Origin of the sequence: Phyllobacterium sp. A18/5-2 (assembly GCF_025452215.1) — a bacterium.
Lineage (GTDB): Bacteria > Pseudomonadota > Alphaproteobacteria > Rhizobiales > Rhizobiaceae > Phyllobacterium > Phyllobacterium sophorae.
The window spans coordinates 3,484,204-3,499,542 of the sequence record NZ_CP104966.1 but is presented as its reverse complement, the minus strand read 5'-3'; the positions used below and the strand labels follow the sequence as shown (position 1 = coordinate 3,499,542).

At 58.6% G+C, this 15,339-nt stretch carries 12 protein-coding genes, 1 tRNA gene and 2 pseudogenes; 10 read left to right on the top strand and 5 right to left on the bottom strand.

The features are described from left to right. Positions 1-17 precede the first annotated feature (17 nt). Positions 18-1,385 (top strand): peptidoglycan DD-metalloendopeptidase family protein, encoded by a 1,368-nt coding sequence (locus N8E89_RS17435; protein WP_262260598.1) that lies wholly within the window; start codon positions 18-20, stop codon positions 1,383-1,385. A 54-nt stretch (positions 1,386-1,439) separates the two neighbouring features. On the opposite strand, the gene N8E89_RS17430 is transcribed toward N8E89_RS17435, so the two are convergent. After that, complete coding sequence (locus N8E89_RS17430; RefSeq protein ID WP_106663345.1) at positions 1,440-2,303, bottom strand: ATP-binding protein; 864 nt, start codon at positions 2,301-2,303, stop codon at positions 1,440-1,442. Positions 2,304-2,460: 157 nt separating this feature from the next. On the opposite strand from N8E89_RS17430, the gene yajC reads away from it, so the two are divergent. From yajC to N8E89_RS17405, 5 genes are all read left to right on the top strand, one after another. Continuing rightward, positions 2,461-2,802, top strand: coding sequence for a preprotein translocase subunit YajC (gene yajC, locus N8E89_RS17425; RefSeq protein ID WP_106663125.1), 342 nt, complete (start codon positions 2,461-2,463; stop codon positions 2,800-2,802). 63 nt (positions 2,803-2,865) lie between these two features. Further along, positions 2,866-3,225 (top strand): hypothetical protein, encoded by a 360-nt coding sequence (locus N8E89_RS17420; RefSeq protein WP_262260595.1) that lies wholly within the window; start codon positions 2,866-2,868, stop codon positions 3,223-3,225. A gap of 13 nt (positions 3,226-3,238) precedes the next feature. Beyond that, the gene (secD, locus tag N8E89_RS17415) at positions 3,239-5,137 is read left to right on the top strand and encodes a protein translocase subunit SecD (protein WP_262260594.1); all 1,899 of its coding nucleotides are present in this window, start codon (positions 3,239-3,241) and stop codon (positions 5,135-5,137) included. A gap of 3 nt (positions 5,138-5,140) precedes the next feature. Further along, positions 5,141-5,530 (top strand): Mth938-like domain-containing protein, encoded by a 390-nt coding sequence (locus N8E89_RS17410; RefSeq protein WP_106663127.1) that lies wholly within the window; start codon positions 5,141-5,143, stop codon positions 5,528-5,530. 27 nt (positions 5,531-5,557) lie between these two features. Further along, complete coding sequence (locus N8E89_RS17405; RefSeq protein WP_106663128.1) at positions 5,558-6,394, top strand: phytoene/squalene synthase family protein; 837 nt, start codon at positions 5,558-5,560, stop codon at positions 6,392-6,394. Positions 6,395-6,396: 2 nt separating this feature from the next. Here the strand turns inward: N8E89_RS17405 and trmFO are convergent. Both trmFO and N8E89_RS17395 read right to left on the bottom strand, forming a co-directional pair. Continuing rightward, a pseudogene (gene trmFO, locus N8E89_RS17400) lies at positions 6,397-7,807 on the bottom strand (methylenetetrahydrofolate--tRNA-(uracil(54)-C(5))-methyltransferase (FADH(2)-oxidizing) TrmFO). 89 nt (positions 7,808-7,896) lie between these two features. Further along, entirely contained in the window at positions 7,897-8,844 is a 948-nt protein-coding gene (locus tag N8E89_RS17395) for an aldo/keto reductase (protein ID WP_106663130.1), read from the bottom strand. A 145-nt stretch (positions 8,845-8,989) separates the two neighbouring features. Here N8E89_RS17395 and N8E89_RS17390 point away from each other — a divergent pair, with 145 nt between their 5' ends. Further along, positions 8,990-9,565, top strand: coding sequence for a hypothetical protein (locus tag N8E89_RS17390; RefSeq protein WP_245448638.1), 576 nt, complete (start codon positions 8,990-8,992; stop codon positions 9,563-9,565). A 176-nt stretch (positions 9,566-9,741) separates the two neighbouring features. On the opposite strand, the gene N8E89_RS17385 is transcribed toward N8E89_RS17390, so the two are convergent. Next, positions 9,742-9,888, bottom strand: coding sequence for a DUF1127 domain-containing protein (locus N8E89_RS17385; protein ID WP_100001090.1), 147 nt, complete (start codon positions 9,886-9,888; stop codon positions 9,742-9,744). A 255-nt stretch (positions 9,889-10,143) separates the two neighbouring features. Here N8E89_RS17385 and N8E89_RS17380 point away from each other — a divergent pair, with 255 nt between their 5' ends. The 3 genes from N8E89_RS17380 to N8E89_RS17370 all read left to right on the top strand — a co-directional run bounded on the left by N8E89_RS17380 (position 10,144) and on the right by N8E89_RS17370 (position 12,031). After that, entirely contained in the window at positions 10,144-11,256 is a 1,113-nt protein-coding gene (locus N8E89_RS17380; RefSeq protein ID WP_162707283.1) for a DUF2157 domain-containing protein, read from the top strand. After that, entirely contained in the window at positions 11,253-11,828 is a 576-nt protein-coding gene (locus N8E89_RS17375; protein ID WP_106663132.1) for a GDYXXLXY domain-containing protein, read from the top strand. The genes N8E89_RS17380 and N8E89_RS17375 overlap by 4 nt, the downstream gene beginning before the upstream one ends. 120 nt (positions 11,829-11,948) lie before the next feature. Further along, positions 11,949-12,031: transfer RNA gene (locus tag N8E89_RS17370), tRNA-Leu, on the top strand. Between the two features lie 98 nt (positions 12,032-12,129). On the opposite strand, the pseudogene N8E89_RS17365 reads toward N8E89_RS17370, so the two are convergent. After that, positions 12,130-15,301, bottom strand: a pseudogene (locus tag N8E89_RS17365) (efflux RND transporter permease subunit). Positions 15,302-15,339 lie beyond the last annotated feature (38 nt).

Sequence of the window (15,339 nt, the reverse complement as noted above, 5' to 3'; positions counted from 1 at the left end):
TACGGGCGGGATATGCGATGCGTTTGAGTACACTAGACAAAGCGTCACGGCGGCTGGCTCTGAATGCCGCTATTCTCACAATTGCCGGCGTGGCTGCAGGTTGCAGCTCGGGCGTGCAGCGCTTCACCAGCGCGGATTTCAGCTCCGGCTACAGCGATAACCAGCGGTCAATCATGCAGACACAGAACAACGGGCCGCAGCCTTATACGCCGCCGGTCGATTCAACCTATACCGCCTCGGTCAATCGTGGTGCGGTGCAATCCGGGGGTGTCCAGCGCGGCAGCCTGCCGCCGGTTGGCGCAGCAAGCGCATCGGCCCTCCCGCCGGTATCGTCGCAGCCGTCGCGTCCAGCGTTGGCGCCGGTTGCAAGCGCGGCGCCATTGCGGCAGCAGCAGGTTGCTTCCGCTGAGTCCACCCAGTCGATGCAGGCTGCACCACTTGGTGCAAACTCCGGCACTTTGAAGACTCCGGATGGGCGCGAGGCCAAGATGCCGGCAAAGCCAGCTCCTGCCCGGGCGCCTTCAAACGAAGTCGCGGTCTTGCCGCAGACACCGCAGGTGAAGGAAAAGCAGGCCGCCCCGTCGGCGACGCCGGCAACCACGGCAAAGAACATGACGCCGCCAAGCAGTGGCGGTTCCTATACCGTGCAGAGCGGCGATACACTGCATGCGATCTCGCGCAAGACCGGCAGCAATGTCGAGGCGATCAAGCAGGCGAACAATATGAAGGACGGCACCGTTCGTATCGGCCAGTCGCTGATCATCCCTCCATCCAATGCGGCGCTGGCGCAGAATGTCGCCAATAACATGAAGCCGAAGGGCGCGGTCGATCAGGTCAAGACAGCATCGACACCACCAGCTGAGCAGCCAAAGGTTGTGGCCAATGCCGCCACACAGGCCGCGACCGCTGCGGCAGCGCCGCAGGCGGATACCCAAGCCAAGCCTTATACGCCGCCCCAGGCCAGCGAAAAGGTGATCGATGAAGCCGAAAAGGATGTTGCTGCCGCACCTTCCGCGACGGGTGTCTCGGGGATGCGCTGGCCGGTTCGTGGCCGTGTCGTTGCCAATTACGGCAAGGGCAGTGATGGTATCGATATCTCGGTACCGGAAGGCACGCCGATCAAAGCCGCTGAAAACGGCGTTGTCATCTACTCCGGCGATGGTCTCAAGGAATTTGGCAATACGGTTCTGGTACGCCACGACAATGGTCTGGTTACCGTTTACGGCAATGCCAGCAAGCTCAACGTTCAGCGCGGCCAGAAGGTCAAGCGTGGCGAAGAGCTCGGACGTTCCGGTATGACCGGCAACGCTACGACGCCGAAGTTGCACTTCGAGGTTCGCAAGAATTCGACACCGGTCGATCCGTCGAAATACCTCAGATCCTGATCGATCAGAGAATGCACAAAAGCCCGCGCCGGAAGGTGGGGGCTTTTGTTGTTTTCATAGTTTCTTGCCGAGACGGCCCGCAAGATCCTGGGTGAACTGCCAGGCAACACGGCCAGAACGCGATCCGCGCGTGGTCGACCATTCCAGCGCTTGCGCATGGAGCCGGGATTTTTCCACGGCCAGGTCGAAATGGGCCGCATAGCCGTCGATCATCGACAGATAATCGTCCTGGCTGCACTTGTGGAACCCGAGCCAGAGACCAAAACGATCCGAGAGCGAGACCTTTTCCTCGACGGCTTCAGATGGGTTGATCGCGGTCGAGCGTTCGTTCTCAATCATGTCCCGCGGCAGGAGATGCCGGCGGTTCGACGTGGCATAGAAGATCACATTGTCGGGCCGTCCTTCGACGCCGCCTTCCAGCGCTGCCTTCAGGGACTTGTAGGACGTGTCGTCATGGTCGAAGGAAAGGTCATCGCAAAACAGGATGAAGCGATAATCCGTGTCCTTGATGGCCGCCATCAGGGCAGGGAGGCTGTCAATATCCTCCCGATGGATTTCGACCAGTTTGAGCGGATGGTCACCGGCTGGGGTGCCACTGTTGACAGACGCATGGACGGCCTTGACGAGCGATGACTTTCCCATGCCGCGTGCTCCCCACAGGAGCACATTATTGGCTTGCAGACCGTCGGCGAACCGCTTGGTGTTATCAAAGAGGATGTCGCGAACGGTGTCGACACCGCGGATCAGGGAGATATCGACGCGGTTGACCTTGCTGACCGGATCGAACGCGAGGCGATCCGGATTCCAGACAAAGCAATCCGCCACGTCCAGCCTGACCGGTTGTGGCTTGGGTGGAGCCATGCGCTCCAGCACTGCAATCAGACGGTCAAGTTTATCTGTGAGCAATTCCTCGGACATTCGCATCAAGCCTTCGTTTTTGTATGCGTGGTGTCACTATCATGTTGACGGTAAATCGAAAAGCAGCACACGCAGTTTTGTACGGTTGCTTTTGACAGTCCAAACATTGTATTGCGCAGGCTGGTTCATTCAAATTTGTTCTCTGGAGGTTGTCTCTATGTTCGTAACTCCCGCATATGCACAGGCAACGGGTGCCGGTGGCGCACCGGAAATGCTCATGAGCATCCTGCCATTCATCCTGATCTTCGTGATCATGTATTTTCTGATCATCCGCCCGCAGCGTACGGCAGCGAAGAAGCGCGAGGAGCAGCTGAAGAATATCCGTCGCGGCGATACGATCATAACGGGCGGTGGCTTCATCGCCAAGGTGACCAAAGTTTATGAAGACACAGGCGAACTCGACGTTGAAATCGGTGACGGCGTAAAGGCGCGGGTGTTGCGCGGCATGGTCGCCGACGTCCGGGTCAAGGGCGAACCGGTTGCCGACAACAAGAAATAAGGCATAGTTGCGGGGCGGCCATGGAGCCGCCCTGTTGATTCTAGGTTCGAGGGCCGGAACCGTATGCTGTATTTTAGCCGCTGGAAAACTGTACTCATCTGGGCTGTGGTCCTCGCAGGCCTGATCCTGGCGCTGCCAAATGTCTTCACTCAGGACCAACTGGTGAACTTGCCAGATTGGCTGCCGAAGAAACAGCTGGCGCTGGGCTTGGACCTGGAGGGCGGTTCGCGCATAGGCCTGCAGGTGGACAAGGACCACTTGCCGGACACTGACGCGACGATCGCAGTCCTCAGCCGCCGCCTCAGCGAGCTTGGCTATATAAATCCCCATGTCGTGAGCCAGCGAAATGGCCGTGTGCTCGTCGAGGTGCCGGGACTCTACGATTCCCAGTTGCTCAAAGACATATTGAGTCCTGACGGGTGAACTCAGCTTCCAGATGGTCGACCCTTCTGTACCGGTGCAGCAGGCTATCGATGGTGCGCCGCCGGAAGGCGACGAGGTGGTCTATTCCTTTGATGACCCTCCCGTTGCCTATCTGGTCAAGAAAGAACCCCTGGTTTCAAACAAGAATTTCGTCGATGCACAGGCCGGTATCGATACCGCGACCCAGCAGCCGGTTATTACCTTCAGGCTGGACAGTATCGGCGCCGACCGTTTCTCGAAGGCGACCAAGGCGGGCGTCGGTCAATCCTTTGCCATCGTTCTCGACAATCAGGTACTTTCGGCTCCGGTTATCAGCGAAGCCATTCCGGGCAATACGGGCCAGATTTCCGGCAATTTCGATCTGTCGGGCGCCAGTAACCTGGCACTCGTCATGCGGGCCGGAGCTTTGCCAACAGATGTCACGGTGATCGAAGAGCGAACGATTGGCACGGATCTTGGTGCGGCGGCTGTTGTATCCGGAAAAATCGCTGCCATTATCGGTGCGGGCCTCGTTATTCTCTTCATGCTGTTGACGTACGGGTTCCTTGGCGTGATCGCCAGTATCGCCCTCGTCGTCAATGTGATCCTTATCCTCGCGGTTTTGACACTGTTCGGCGCGCCTCTGACGCTGGCCGGGGTTGCTGGTATCGTGCTGACGATCGGCATGGCGGTCGATTCGAATGTTCTCATTTATGAGCGCATCCGCGAAGACAGGCGCGCTGGCTTCTCGGTCATACAGGCCATCGATTCCGGATTTTCCCGCGCCCTGGCAACGATTGTGGATGCCAATGTCACCACACTGATCGCTGCTCTCGTGCTATTCATTCTCGGCAGTGGACCGGTACACGGCTTTGCCCTGACAGTGACCATCGGTATCGTTACGACGCTGTTCACGACGTTCACCCTGACGCGTTGGCTCATTTCGGTGTGGGTGCAGCGTTCGAAGCCGAAGGAAGTTCCCCGCGCGCCGCTCAAGCTTGTTCCGAACGACACCGAAATACCATTCATGAAATTGCGCGGCCTGACACTGGGCTTCTCCGCACTGTCGAGTATTGCAGCCATCGCGCTGTTCGCGATTGTCGGCATGAACTTCGGCATCGATTTCAAGGGGGGAACGATGGTCGAGATACAATCGCATGAAGGCGCGATTGATCTTGACGATGTCTATAGCCGGCTTGATGAACTGAACATCGGTGAAGTCAAGATCGAGCCTTTCAAATCTGACGACCGGGCGTTGATCACCGTGGGCAGCCAAGGCGAGGGCGAGAACGCCGAACAGACGGTCGGCGTCAAGATTCGCGGCGAATTGCAGGATGATTATGATTTCCGGCGTGTCGATGTGATCGGCCCTTCAGTATCGAGTGGTTTGTCGCAGGCTGGAGCACTGGCCGTCGCACTTTCGCTGATCGCGATCTTTGTCTATGTGTGGTTCCGGTTCGAGTGGCACTTCGCGCTGGGTGCGATCCTGGCTACCATCCACGATGTGGTGCTGCTCCTTGGCATGTTCGTTCTCTTCCAGATGGAGTTCAACCTGTGGAGCATAGCCGCCTTGCTTGCGATCGTTGGCTACTCACTCAACGATACGGTGGTCATCTATGACCGCGTGCGCGAGAACCTGCGGCGGCACGGGAGCGGCATGTCATTGTCGGCCATACTCGACGCTTCCATCAACCAGACCCTGTCGCGTACTATTTTGACCTCGCTTGCGACGTTCCTGGCGCTCATCGTTCTCTATGTCTACGGCGGTGACGATGTGCGATCTTTTGCGCTTATCCTTGCAGTTGGCATTGTCGTCGCAACCTATTCCTCGATCTTCGTGGCAGGGCCGCTGTTGATGCTGTTCGGGCTCAAGGGCCATGATGTGATCGACAACGGATCGACGGCGGCGGTTTCCGAGCAAAACGGAGTTTAGACAATGGCCAAAGGCATTGAAATCCGGGACGCCCATTTCCCTGGGCGGGCGCCTATCGATGCCTATGGAAACGGTGGATTTCGCTTTGCCGACATGTCGCATCGCGGGTCCATTCTCTGTCTGCCTTCGGGCATTCATGGCTGGGAGCCAAAAACGCCACCCATTCTGACGGCCGCCGATTTGTCGCTTGTGCTGGAGCAGGCCGCCGACATCGAAATATTGCTCGTCGGAACAGGAACGGAATTACGCCGGTTGCCGCAGGAACTGCGCGATGAGCTGCGTAAGCACCGCATATCGTCCGATCCGATGAGCACGGGCGCGGCGGTGCGAACCTACAATGTTCTGCTGGCGGAAGATCGCGCTGTCGCCGCAGCGCTGATTGCGGTGGAATAATTCGGCGCGGCGCGATATCTCACCCCCATGAACGCCAACGAAACCCACTGCATGCAATTCCTGCGGGATGCGGATCCTGACCGTTATCTCTCCGTGCTTTATGCACCGGAAGACAAGCGCGGGGCCTTGGCCGCGCTGTATGCGTTCAATGCGGAAGTAGCCCGCATCCGCGATCTGGTCCACGATCCGCTTCCGGGAGAGGTCCGGCTGCAGTGGTGGCGTGATCTTATCAATGGCAAAGAGCACGGCGCTGCGACCGGCAATCCGGTTGCCGCTGCACTGCTCCATACTGTGAAGGCGCATGGTCTGCCGCGAACGGCGCTCGACAATTATTGCGAGGCGCGGATTTTCGATCTCTATGACGATCCGATGCCAAGCCGCAACGATCTGGAAGGCTATTGCGGCGAGACAGCATCAGCGATGATCCAGCTGGCGTCGCTGATTCTTGATGCGGATGCTGCTCCCGCACACGCAGATACGGCCGGGCACGCAGGTGTCGCGCAGGCAGTGGCAGGATTGTTGCGGTTGTTGCCGCTGCATCGCCGCCGCCGCCAGGTCTACATCCCGGCGGACATACTCGCCGCTGTCGGGGCAAGTGCGGCCATGGTGCTGGATGGCTCGGACAAGGCAGCCACGCGGCGTGCAATCGATGCGATGGTGGCACTTGCCGAGGACCACCTTTCCAAGTTCGAGGCGGCCGCAAAGTCTTTACCGGCAACCCTGCGTCCAGCCTATCTACCGGCCTCACTCACTCGTACCTATCTGAAAAAGCTCAAATCCAACCGGTCTGATGCCGCCAATGAAGTTGCCGATATCTCGCCACTCGGCCGCCAATGGGCAATGTTCAAGGCATCGGTACGGTAGACCTATTCGGCAGCTTCGGCGATTGCAGGCAGACCCAGCCAGGAACGGCAGTCGGCCAGGGCTCGCGCACTCATGGCGCGTTTCTTGGCGTTGGACTTTTCCTTGCCGCGCAGCCGTTTTCCCTCGAACTTCGGTGCTTCGATGGGCGGGAACAGGCCATAATTGACATTCATCGGCTGGAAGGACCGCTTGCCCGGCTCCTCGTCGGTAACGATATGGCCGCCAGTTATGTGCCCGAGCAACGCACCGAAAGCTGTTGTCAGTGGCGGTGGCGTGACAGCTTGGCCGAGACGTTCCGCCGCGGCAAAGCGCCCGGCGAGCAGGCCGATGGCGGCAGACTCGACATAGCCTTCGCAGCCGGTGATCTGGCCGGCAAAGCGGAGGCCAGGGCGGCTTTTCAGCTGCAAGGTCGGATCAAGCAGGATCGGGGAATTCAGATAGGTATTGCGGTGCAGACCGCCGAGCCGGGCGAATTCCGCATTCTCCAATCCCGGTATCATGCGAAAGATGCCGGTCTGCGCGCCGTATTTCAGCTTGGTCTGGAAACCAACCATATTGTAGAGCGTGCCAAGCGCATTGTCCTGCCGCAGCTGAACCACCGCATAGGCCTTGACGGTGGGATTGTGGGCGTTGGTCAGGCCCATCGGCTTCATTGGGCCATGCCGCAGGGTTTCCACCCCGCGTTCGGCCATCACCTCAATCGGCAGGCAGCCGTCGAAATAGGGCGTGCCCTCCCATTCCTTGAACTCTGTCTTGTCACCCGCAATCAGCGCCTGGACGAAAGCCTCGTACTGCTCCCTGGTCATCGGGCAGTTGATATAGTCCTTGCCATTGCCGCCCGGGCCAACCTTGTCGTAGCGCGACTGGAACCAGCAGACATTCATGTCAATCAGATCGTAATGCACGATCGGCGCGATCGCGTCGAAGAAGGCGAGGGCGTCGGCACCGGTTTCCTTGCCAATGGCTTCGGCGAGTGATGGCGCCGTCAGCGGGCCGGTGGCGATGATGGCCTTGTCCCACTCCGCCGGTGGCAGGCCGGTGATTTCCTCCCGCTTCGATGGTGATCAGTGGATGGGCTTCAAGCTTTTTCGTCACCGTTTGCGCGAAACCATCGCGGTCGACGGCAAGCGCGCTGCCGGCCGGAACCTGATGGGCATCGGCGGAAGCCATGATCAGTGAGTTAGCGAGGCGCATTTCCGCATGCAGTACCCCGACCGCATTCGTCTGCGCATCGTCCGAGCGGAAAGAATTGGAGCAGACGAGCTCCGCCAGATCTTGCGTCTTGTGCGCATCGGTGCCGCGAACGGGACGCATTTCATGCAGGATGACGGGAATGCCAGCTTCCGCAAGCTGCCAGGAGGCTTCGGAACCGGCGAGACCGCCGCCAATGATGTGTACAGGTTTGTTCGACATAGGCTTCCCATAAACCCTTTGAAGCCATGCTTCAACGTGGAAAAGCCGCCGCAGGCACGCTGCAGCGGCTCTTTAGTCTACAAGCGTGTTCAGGCGCTGGCCTTGTCGAGCTCGGCGATGTCGTTCTTGTCCAGCTCAAGCGATGCGGCCTTGATCAGGCTCTCCAGCTGTTCCAGCGAGGTTGCGCTGGCGATTGGTGCCGTGACGCCTTCGCGCTGAATGATCCACGCCAGGGCGACCTCCGCTTGCTTGGCCTTGTGCCTGGCAGACACCGCGTCCAGCGCACCCAGAATGCCGCAGCCGCGCGGGTTGAGGTAATCCTTTACCCCGCCACCGCGAGCGCTTTTTCCGAGATCGGCTTCGCTGCGATATTTACCGGAGAGGAAGCCCCTGGCGAGGCTGAAATAGGTGATGACGCCAATATCTTCTGCCATGCAGAGATCGCGCAGTTTGCCGTCATAGCTCTTGCGGTCATAGAGATTGTATTCCGGCTGCAGCACGTCATAGCGTGGCAAGCCCTTTGCGTTGGACACATCCAGCGCCCCGCGCAGCTGATCCGCATCGAGATTGGAGGCGCCGATCGATTTGATCTTGCCCGCCTTCAACAGTTTGTCGTAGGCGCCAAGCGTTTCCGCGTAGGGTGTATCGGGATCAGGCCAATGCGAGAGGTAAAGATCGATCGCGTCAACCTGAAGACGCTTCAGCGAGGCTTCTACGGCCTTGGCAATATAGGCGGCGGAAAGGTCTTTCTTGCCTTGCCCCATATCCGAGCCGACCTTGGTGATGATCACCACCTTGTCGCGCGCCTTGCGTGATTTAACCCATTCGCCAATGATCACCTCGGATTCGCCACCCTCGTTGCCTGGAACCCAGCGGGAGTAGGCATCGGCCGTATCGATGGCGTTGAAGCCGGCATCGGCGAAACGGTCGAGCAGATCGAATGAAGTCTTCTTGCCGGCGGTCCAGCCGAAGACATTTCCGCCAAAAACCAATGGCGCGATGGATAGGCCAGTGCGGCCAAGTCGACGTTTTTGCATGGAACGTACTCCTGGGAATCTGAGGCGGAATTGGAATGTAGGGCTGGGCGGAGGGCGTTTCCAGCCCGGCGGTCAGTCAATGACGAGAAACCATAAGATGTAAATTCGGTAGGCTTGAGCGATAGCCCTTGCTAGAGTTTCTGCCATGCGCATCACTGGATCAAGTACTCTGCCGCTGCTCCTCTTTGCTGTCCTGTGTGGCACTGCGTCAATGGCGCGAGCGCAAACCTTTCGCGTTTGTCACGGCTATGGCTGCAATTTTCAAACAAAGGTGACGCTGACGGGAGCGGACCGCGCCAAAATCGCCTCGATAATGGCGGATGGCCGCAAATCCGCCGAAGCGGAACGAGCCGCTGTCCGCCGCGCCGTGCAGGTCTTCGAGCGCCGCAGCACGCAGGTTATTGGTGTGACCGACCGGCCGAAAATGGATTTTGGCGCTGGGCGTGAGAAGGGGCAGATGGATTGCGTCGATGAATCGACCAATACAGACCATTTCCTGCGCTATCTGCAGAGTGCCGGTCTGCTCGGTTTTCACAGCGTCAGCCGTCGCGACGCGCGCGGGAGCTTCCTGGATGGGCGTTATCCGCACTTCACTGCGGTTCTCCGTGACCGTTCCGGTACATTGTGGGTGGTCGATTCCTGGTTCGAGCCGGGGGGCGGGCCACCTGATGTCATGCGCTTGGCGGAATGGAAGCAGAGGGGCGTTGGCGGCGCACGCTGAAATGAAGGGTCGAAAGCGCTCCAAATTCCTGGCGTAGGCCAGAAACAACAACACCCACCGCGGGAGGAGGTGCGGTGGGTGTCGTTTTGTAAAGGCCAGCTGGGAGGAGGAGTGCCGGCCTTTGACCGCGGGAGCTCTGGGAGGAGGATGAGCCCCGGCGATATTCTGTTGTGCTATTAGCGTACTGCGGACTTCTTGGCGACGAACGGGATGTCCGAACGGGCAATGCCCAGATCGCTGAGTTCGCGGGTCGACAGACGGTTCAGCTCGGAAACCGTGTCACGATAACGGCGCCAGTTGCTGTAAGAGCGGATAAGGTTCATTTCAATCACCACTTCGGTTCGTTGTTTTGTTGATCACTCTTGATCGTTGAACTGAAGATAGTGCATGGCCCTCAGAAGTTGCAGAGCCAAGTTTGCAGGTCAGCTATGCAATTGTTGCATTGCAACATTAATCGATTTTAATTGTTGCGTCGCACAAATGTCATCTTTGCGGCAATCGCTCAGATCGGGCCATGATTGCGTTCTTGCTGTCTCTGGCGTTAGTTGAGAGCGAAAGAGCGAGATCAGGAGCATCCCGTGGCGATTTCCTTCGGCGTAAGAAAACATATTGCGCGCTGGCAGCAGGATGGCTTGATCGATGACGCCACGGCCGAACGCCTGCGCAACGATATAGAGAACAGGGGTTCCGGTTTCGGCCTTGGCGGCATTCTCGCGCTCCTCGGCGCCGTCCTTCTCGGCGCGGCCGTTGTTTCGCTCGTCGCCGCCAATTGGGAGGCGATGCCGCGTCTTCTCCGTGTTGGCCTCATCATGTCCGTGCTGTTTATCGGCTATATCGGCGGGGCATGGCGGGAAAGCCGCGGCGACAAGGTCTTCAGCCAGGCCCTCTACCTGACAGCGGCGATTACCTTCGGTGCTGGAATTGCTCTGGTCGGCCAGATGTATCATCTGTCGGGCGATGCCGCGGACGCTGCACTCCTGTGGGTGGCCGGTACCATGGTTGCCGCGCTGTTCCTCCGCTCGCCCGTGCTGGTCTCGGCGAGTGTCGCCATTACAGGCTTCTATCTGTTCTGTTCGCTCGAACCTGCCACAACGGAGCGGCTCAGCTATCTCTGGCTGGTCCCTATCCTGCTTTTCATCTGTGGCGGTTTGGTCTGGTTCACCAATGGGAAGGCGGCCAGGCATTTCATTGCCCTGTTGCTGATCATCTATGTCTTCACCGTCAGGTTTGACCTCGACCGGAGCTGGATATTGTGGCTGGCCGCCATCCTTGGCGGTGCGCTCTTCCTGGCGGACGCATTGGGTAATAGTGCAATGCAGCGGCTGACAGGCTGGGCCGAGGCAATCGGCGCTTATGGTTTCATGATGCTGCTCCTGGCATTGATTTTCTTCCAGTTTGACCAGTTCAGCGATGGCGTCGGCAATCAGGTTATCATCGGCTTTGCCATTCTTGGCTGTTCGATTGCAGGTCTTGCACTCTCTGGCCACCGCAATCTGGCGGTGCGCTGGAGCGCGTATACAGTCTTCTCGCTTGAGGTCCTCTATCTTGCCTTTGAAACCATAGGCACACTGATCGGGACGGCAAGCTTCTTCCTCAGTGCGGGCGTGCTCGTGCTGCTGCTCGCAGCTTTCGTCATCCGGATGGAGCGGCGGCTTCAGAGGAAGAGCCCAAAAAAGGAGGTAACGGTATGACTTTGAAGTTGAATCGCTTCCTCTGGCTTGGCGCTGGCGTGGCGCTGCTGCAGTCCGGCGCGCTTTACGCCATGGTCGCACAACATGCCTCCATTCTGCGCAATGGCACCGATATCACGCTGCTGACCGAGCCCGTCGATCCACACGATCTGCTGCGCGGTGACTATGTCACTCTCGGTTATGGCATTTCCAACATCGAGGCGGGCAAGATCAGTGGAACCCCACCGGTCGCGGACGGATTGGCCGATATTTATGTGACGGTGAAGCAGGGCGATGACGGCGCCTGGACGTTCGGTGGTGCCTCCTGGCATAGACGCGAGGATTTGCAGGCGGGCGAGATCCAGCTGCGCGGCCGCACAGCCAGCTTCGCCAATGCCACCGTCTACCATCAGCTTCGCGTCACCTATGGCATTGAGCGTTATTATGTGCCTGAAGGTCAGGGAAAGGCGATCGAAGACCAGCAGCGGGAGCGCAAGATCGAGGCTGTGATTGCCGTTTCGCCCGCCGGTGATGCGCAGATCCGTGCGCTGAAGGACGATGGCAATGTGCTTTATGAAGAGCCGATCTACTGACCACCCGCATTCACTCATGCGCCGGGAATTATTGCTGGCCGATGCTCGCCTTTTTCCTTTGACCCATTCAAAGACGGTGATATAGAGACCGGCGCTTGGGGTGCAGTTACGCCTCCATCTGCGGATATGGCGAAATTGGTAGACGCACCAGATTTAGGTTCTGGCGGGAGACCGTGGGGGTTCGAGTCCCTCTATCCGCACCAGCAAACTTCTCAAAAGTAGTATCTTACCCGGACGCAATCTCTTCAACGGCCGCTTTGGCCCCTCCAGCTTGGACGACCGCGCATGTAGCGCGGAGCTGTTAAAAGCCCCGCGCTGGTGCCTCCACCACTGGCTTCCGTTTGCGCCGCAAGGACCTGAGCGCAACATAGAAGACCGGCGTCAGGAACAGGCCGAAGAAGGTGACGCCAAGCATGCCGGAGAACACGGCCGTACCCAATGACTGGCGCATTTCCGCGCCGGGGCCGGTGGCAATCATCAGCGGGACCACACCGAAGATGAAGGCGAATGCCGTCATCAGGATCGGACGCAGGCGCAAGCGGCTCGCCTCGATGGCAGCCTCCACCGGTGTAGCACCGTCTTCCTCGTGCTGACGGGCAAACTCGACGATCAGAATCGCGTTTTTTGCGGCGAGACCGATGAGGACCACGAGCCCGATCTGAGTCAGGATATTATTGTCCATCCCTCGCAAGCTGACGCCTATGAGCGCGGCGAGCACGGCAAGCGGAACAATCAGGATGATCGCCAGCGGCAGGATCCAGCTTTCATATTGCGCCGACAGTGCAAGGAAGACGAAGACTACCGACAGGCCAAAGATGAATATTGCCGTGTTGCCGGTGCTGCGTTCCTGGAAGGCGAGTTCCGTCCAGTTGAAAGTGGTACCGGGCGGCAGCGTATTGGCGGCGAGGGCTTCCATCTTGTCGAGCGCGTCGCCCGTGGAAACGCCGGGAGCGGGGTTACCCTGCAACGGTACCGAAACGTACATATTGTAACGCTGCACCAGCGATGGGCCGGTCGTATCCCTGATATCGACCAGCGTCCCGAAGCGGCACGAGTGCCCCGGTTGACGAACGCACCTTCAGATCCAGAATGTCTGCACGTTGCATCCGATACGGCTGGTCAGCTTGCGCACGGACCTGATAAACCCGCCCGAAGGCATTGAAATCATTTACATAAGACGTTCCAAGGTTGATCGACAATGTCTCAAAGATATTCGGTATCGGGACATTCAATGCCCGCGCCTTGTCGCGGTCAATTTCGAGAAAGTATTGCGGGCTTGAGGCCGAGAATGTCGTGAAGACGCCCGTGAGACCGGGCGTCTGGTTGGCCTGTCCCATCATCTGATAGGCGAGGGCGAGAACCCGGCGCATATCGGAACTATCACGGTCGAGCAGCTGCATCTTGAAGCCGCCGGAATTGCCGACGCCGCGGATTGAGGGCGGCGGCACGGCAATAATGAAAGCTTCCTGGATGCTTTGCAGGCTTCCAAAAAGGTTGCCAATGATGGCGTTGGCGGTCTGGCCATGTTTGAGCCTTTCCTCGAAAGGTTCAAACGGTGCAAAGACGACGCCGGAATTTGAGGCATTTGTGAAAGTGGCACCGTTGAAGCCAGCAAAAGCCACGGCATTGCTGACGCCAGGGACTTTCCTGACGATCTCGGATGCGCGTTTGATCACTGCGTCCGTGCGTTCCAGCGATGCGCCGTCGGGCAACTGGACAACGACGATGGCATAACCCTGGTCCAGTGTGGGGATAAAGCCGCGCGGCACAGTTGTCGCCATATACCAGGTAGCTCCAAGGAGAGCCACGAACACCAGAAGGCTGGCTATCAAGCCTGTCGCAGATCCAACAAGGCTCCGGATAACCCGCGAATATCCGTTCGCCATCTTGTCGAACCCGGTATTGAAACCGTTTGCAAGCGTTCGTCCGAAGCGGGTCAAGGGATTTCGCGGTGCCGTGGCGTGCTCATGGGGACGCAGGACGATTGCTGCCAGCGCCGGCGAAAGCGTCAATGAATTGAGCGCGGAGATCGCAGTTGCGACGGCAATCGTCACGGCGAACTGCAGATAGAACTGACCGGTAATGCCTGGAATGAACGCGGTGGGCACAAAAACAGCGATCAGCACCAGCGAGATGGCGATAACGGCCGTTCCGACCTCATCCATCGTCACGTGCGAGGCCTGTTTCGGCGTCATCCCCGCCGCCAGGTTTCGTTCGACGTTCTCGACGACAACGATCGCATCGTCGACGACGATACCAATGGCGAGCACCAGACCGAACAGCGTCAACATGTTCAGCGAGAACCCGAAAGCCAGCAGGAATGCCAACGTGCCGATTAGCGATACCGGGATCGCGACGATCGGGATGATGGCTGTCCGCCACGATTGCAGGAAAACAAGCACCACCAGGGCAACGAGGATTACGGCTTCGAAAATGGTCTTATAGACCTCGTTGATCGATTCCGAGATGAATTCGGTGGGGTTGTAGACGATGTCGTAGGTTAGCCCAGCTGGAAAATCCTTGGCCAGGTCCACCATGGTCGCTTTGATAACGTCGGCGGTCGCCAAGGCATTTGTGCCTGGACGGTTGAAAATGCCGAGAGCGACCGCAGGGCTGCCGCCAAGATAGCTGTTGGTCACGTAGTCCTTGGCGCCAAGTTCGACGCGGGCGACATCCTGCAGCTGCACAAGCCGTCCGCTTTCCGTCGCCTTGACAATGACATAACGGAATTGTCTCGCATCGCTGAAGCGGCCTTGGGTTGTCACCGTATACTGGAAGGCATTCGTTCCAGAGGCGGGTGGTCCGCCGATGGAACCGCCGGAAACCTGCACGTTCTGCTCCTGCAGGGCCTGGACGACATCACTCGCCGTCATACCATAGGCCGCCAGTTTTTGGGGATCGAGCCAGATGCGCAGGGAGAATTCACGTTCGCCAAAGATCGTGAGATCACCGACGCCATCGAGCCGCAACAGGACGTCGCGAATACGCGAGCGGGCGTAGTTCGAGACGTAGAGCTGATCGTAGCGATTGTCCGGCGATAGAAGGTGAATCACCATCATCAGATCCGGTGAACTCTTCGTCGTCGTTATGCCGAGACGACGCACTTCTTCAGGCAGGCGGGGCTCGGCGATCGAGACGCGGTTCTGCACAAGGACCTGCGCCTTGTCGAGGTCGGTGCCGAGCTTGAAAGTGATTGTCAGTGCCATCGATCCGTCGGCCGTCGAATAGGAAGACATATACAGCATGTCCTCGACGCCGTTGATTTCCTGCTCGATGGGGGTCGCCACCACATTGGCAATGGTTTCTGCATCGGCACCAGGATAGGAGGTGCGCACGACGATCGTCGGTGGAGCGATTTCTGGATACTGCGCAACCGGAAGCTGCGTATAGGCGATGCCGCCGACAATCAGCAGAACGATGGAAAGAACGGATGCGAAGATAGGCCGGTCGACGAAGAAATGCGCGAACCTCATTGGCTGGCTCCCGCGAAAGACGGGCCTTCCTGCGGCAG

Excerpts from the sequence above, each read along its gene's own strand:
- N8E89_RS17435 (WP_262260598.1), top strand. The coding sequence starts at position 18 with ATGCGTTTGAGTACACTAGACAAAGCGTCACGGCGGCTGGCTCTGAAT.
- N8E89_RS17405 (WP_106663128.1), top strand. The coding sequence starts at position 5,558 with ATGAACGCCAACGAAACCCACTGCATGCAATTCCTGCGGGATGCGGAT.
- N8E89_RS17385 (WP_100001090.1), bottom strand. The coding sequence starts at position 9,888 with ATGAACCTTATCCGCTCTTACAGCAACTGGCGCCGTTATCGTGACACG.
- N8E89_RS17430 (WP_106663345.1), bottom strand. The coding sequence starts at position 2,303 with ATGTCCGAGGAATTGCTCACAGATAAACTTGACCGTCTGATTGCAGTG.
- N8E89_RS17410 (WP_106663127.1), top strand. The coding sequence starts at position 5,141 with ATGGCCAAAGGCATTGAAATCCGGGACGCCCATTTCCCTGGGCGGGCG.
- secD (WP_262260594.1), top strand. The coding sequence starts at position 3,239 with ATGGTCGACCCTTCTGTACCGGTGCAGCAGGCTATCGATGGTGCGCCG.
- yajC (WP_106663125.1), top strand. The coding sequence starts at position 2,461 with ATGTTCGTAACTCCCGCATATGCACAGGCAACGGGTGCCGGTGGCGCA.
- N8E89_RS17395 (WP_106663130.1), bottom strand. The coding sequence starts at position 8,844 with ATGCAAAAACGTCGACTTGGCCGCACTGGCCTATCCATCGCGCCATTG.
- N8E89_RS17390 (WP_245448638.1), top strand. The coding sequence starts at position 8,990 with ATGCGCATCACTGGATCAAGTACTCTGCCGCTGCTCCTCTTTGCTGTC.
- N8E89_RS17375 (WP_106663132.1), top strand. The coding sequence starts at position 11,253 with ATGACTTTGAAGTTGAATCGCTTCCTCTGGCTTGGCGCTGGCGTGGCG.
- N8E89_RS17420 (WP_262260595.1), top strand. The coding sequence starts at position 2,866 with ATGCTGTATTTTAGCCGCTGGAAAACTGTACTCATCTGGGCTGTGGTC.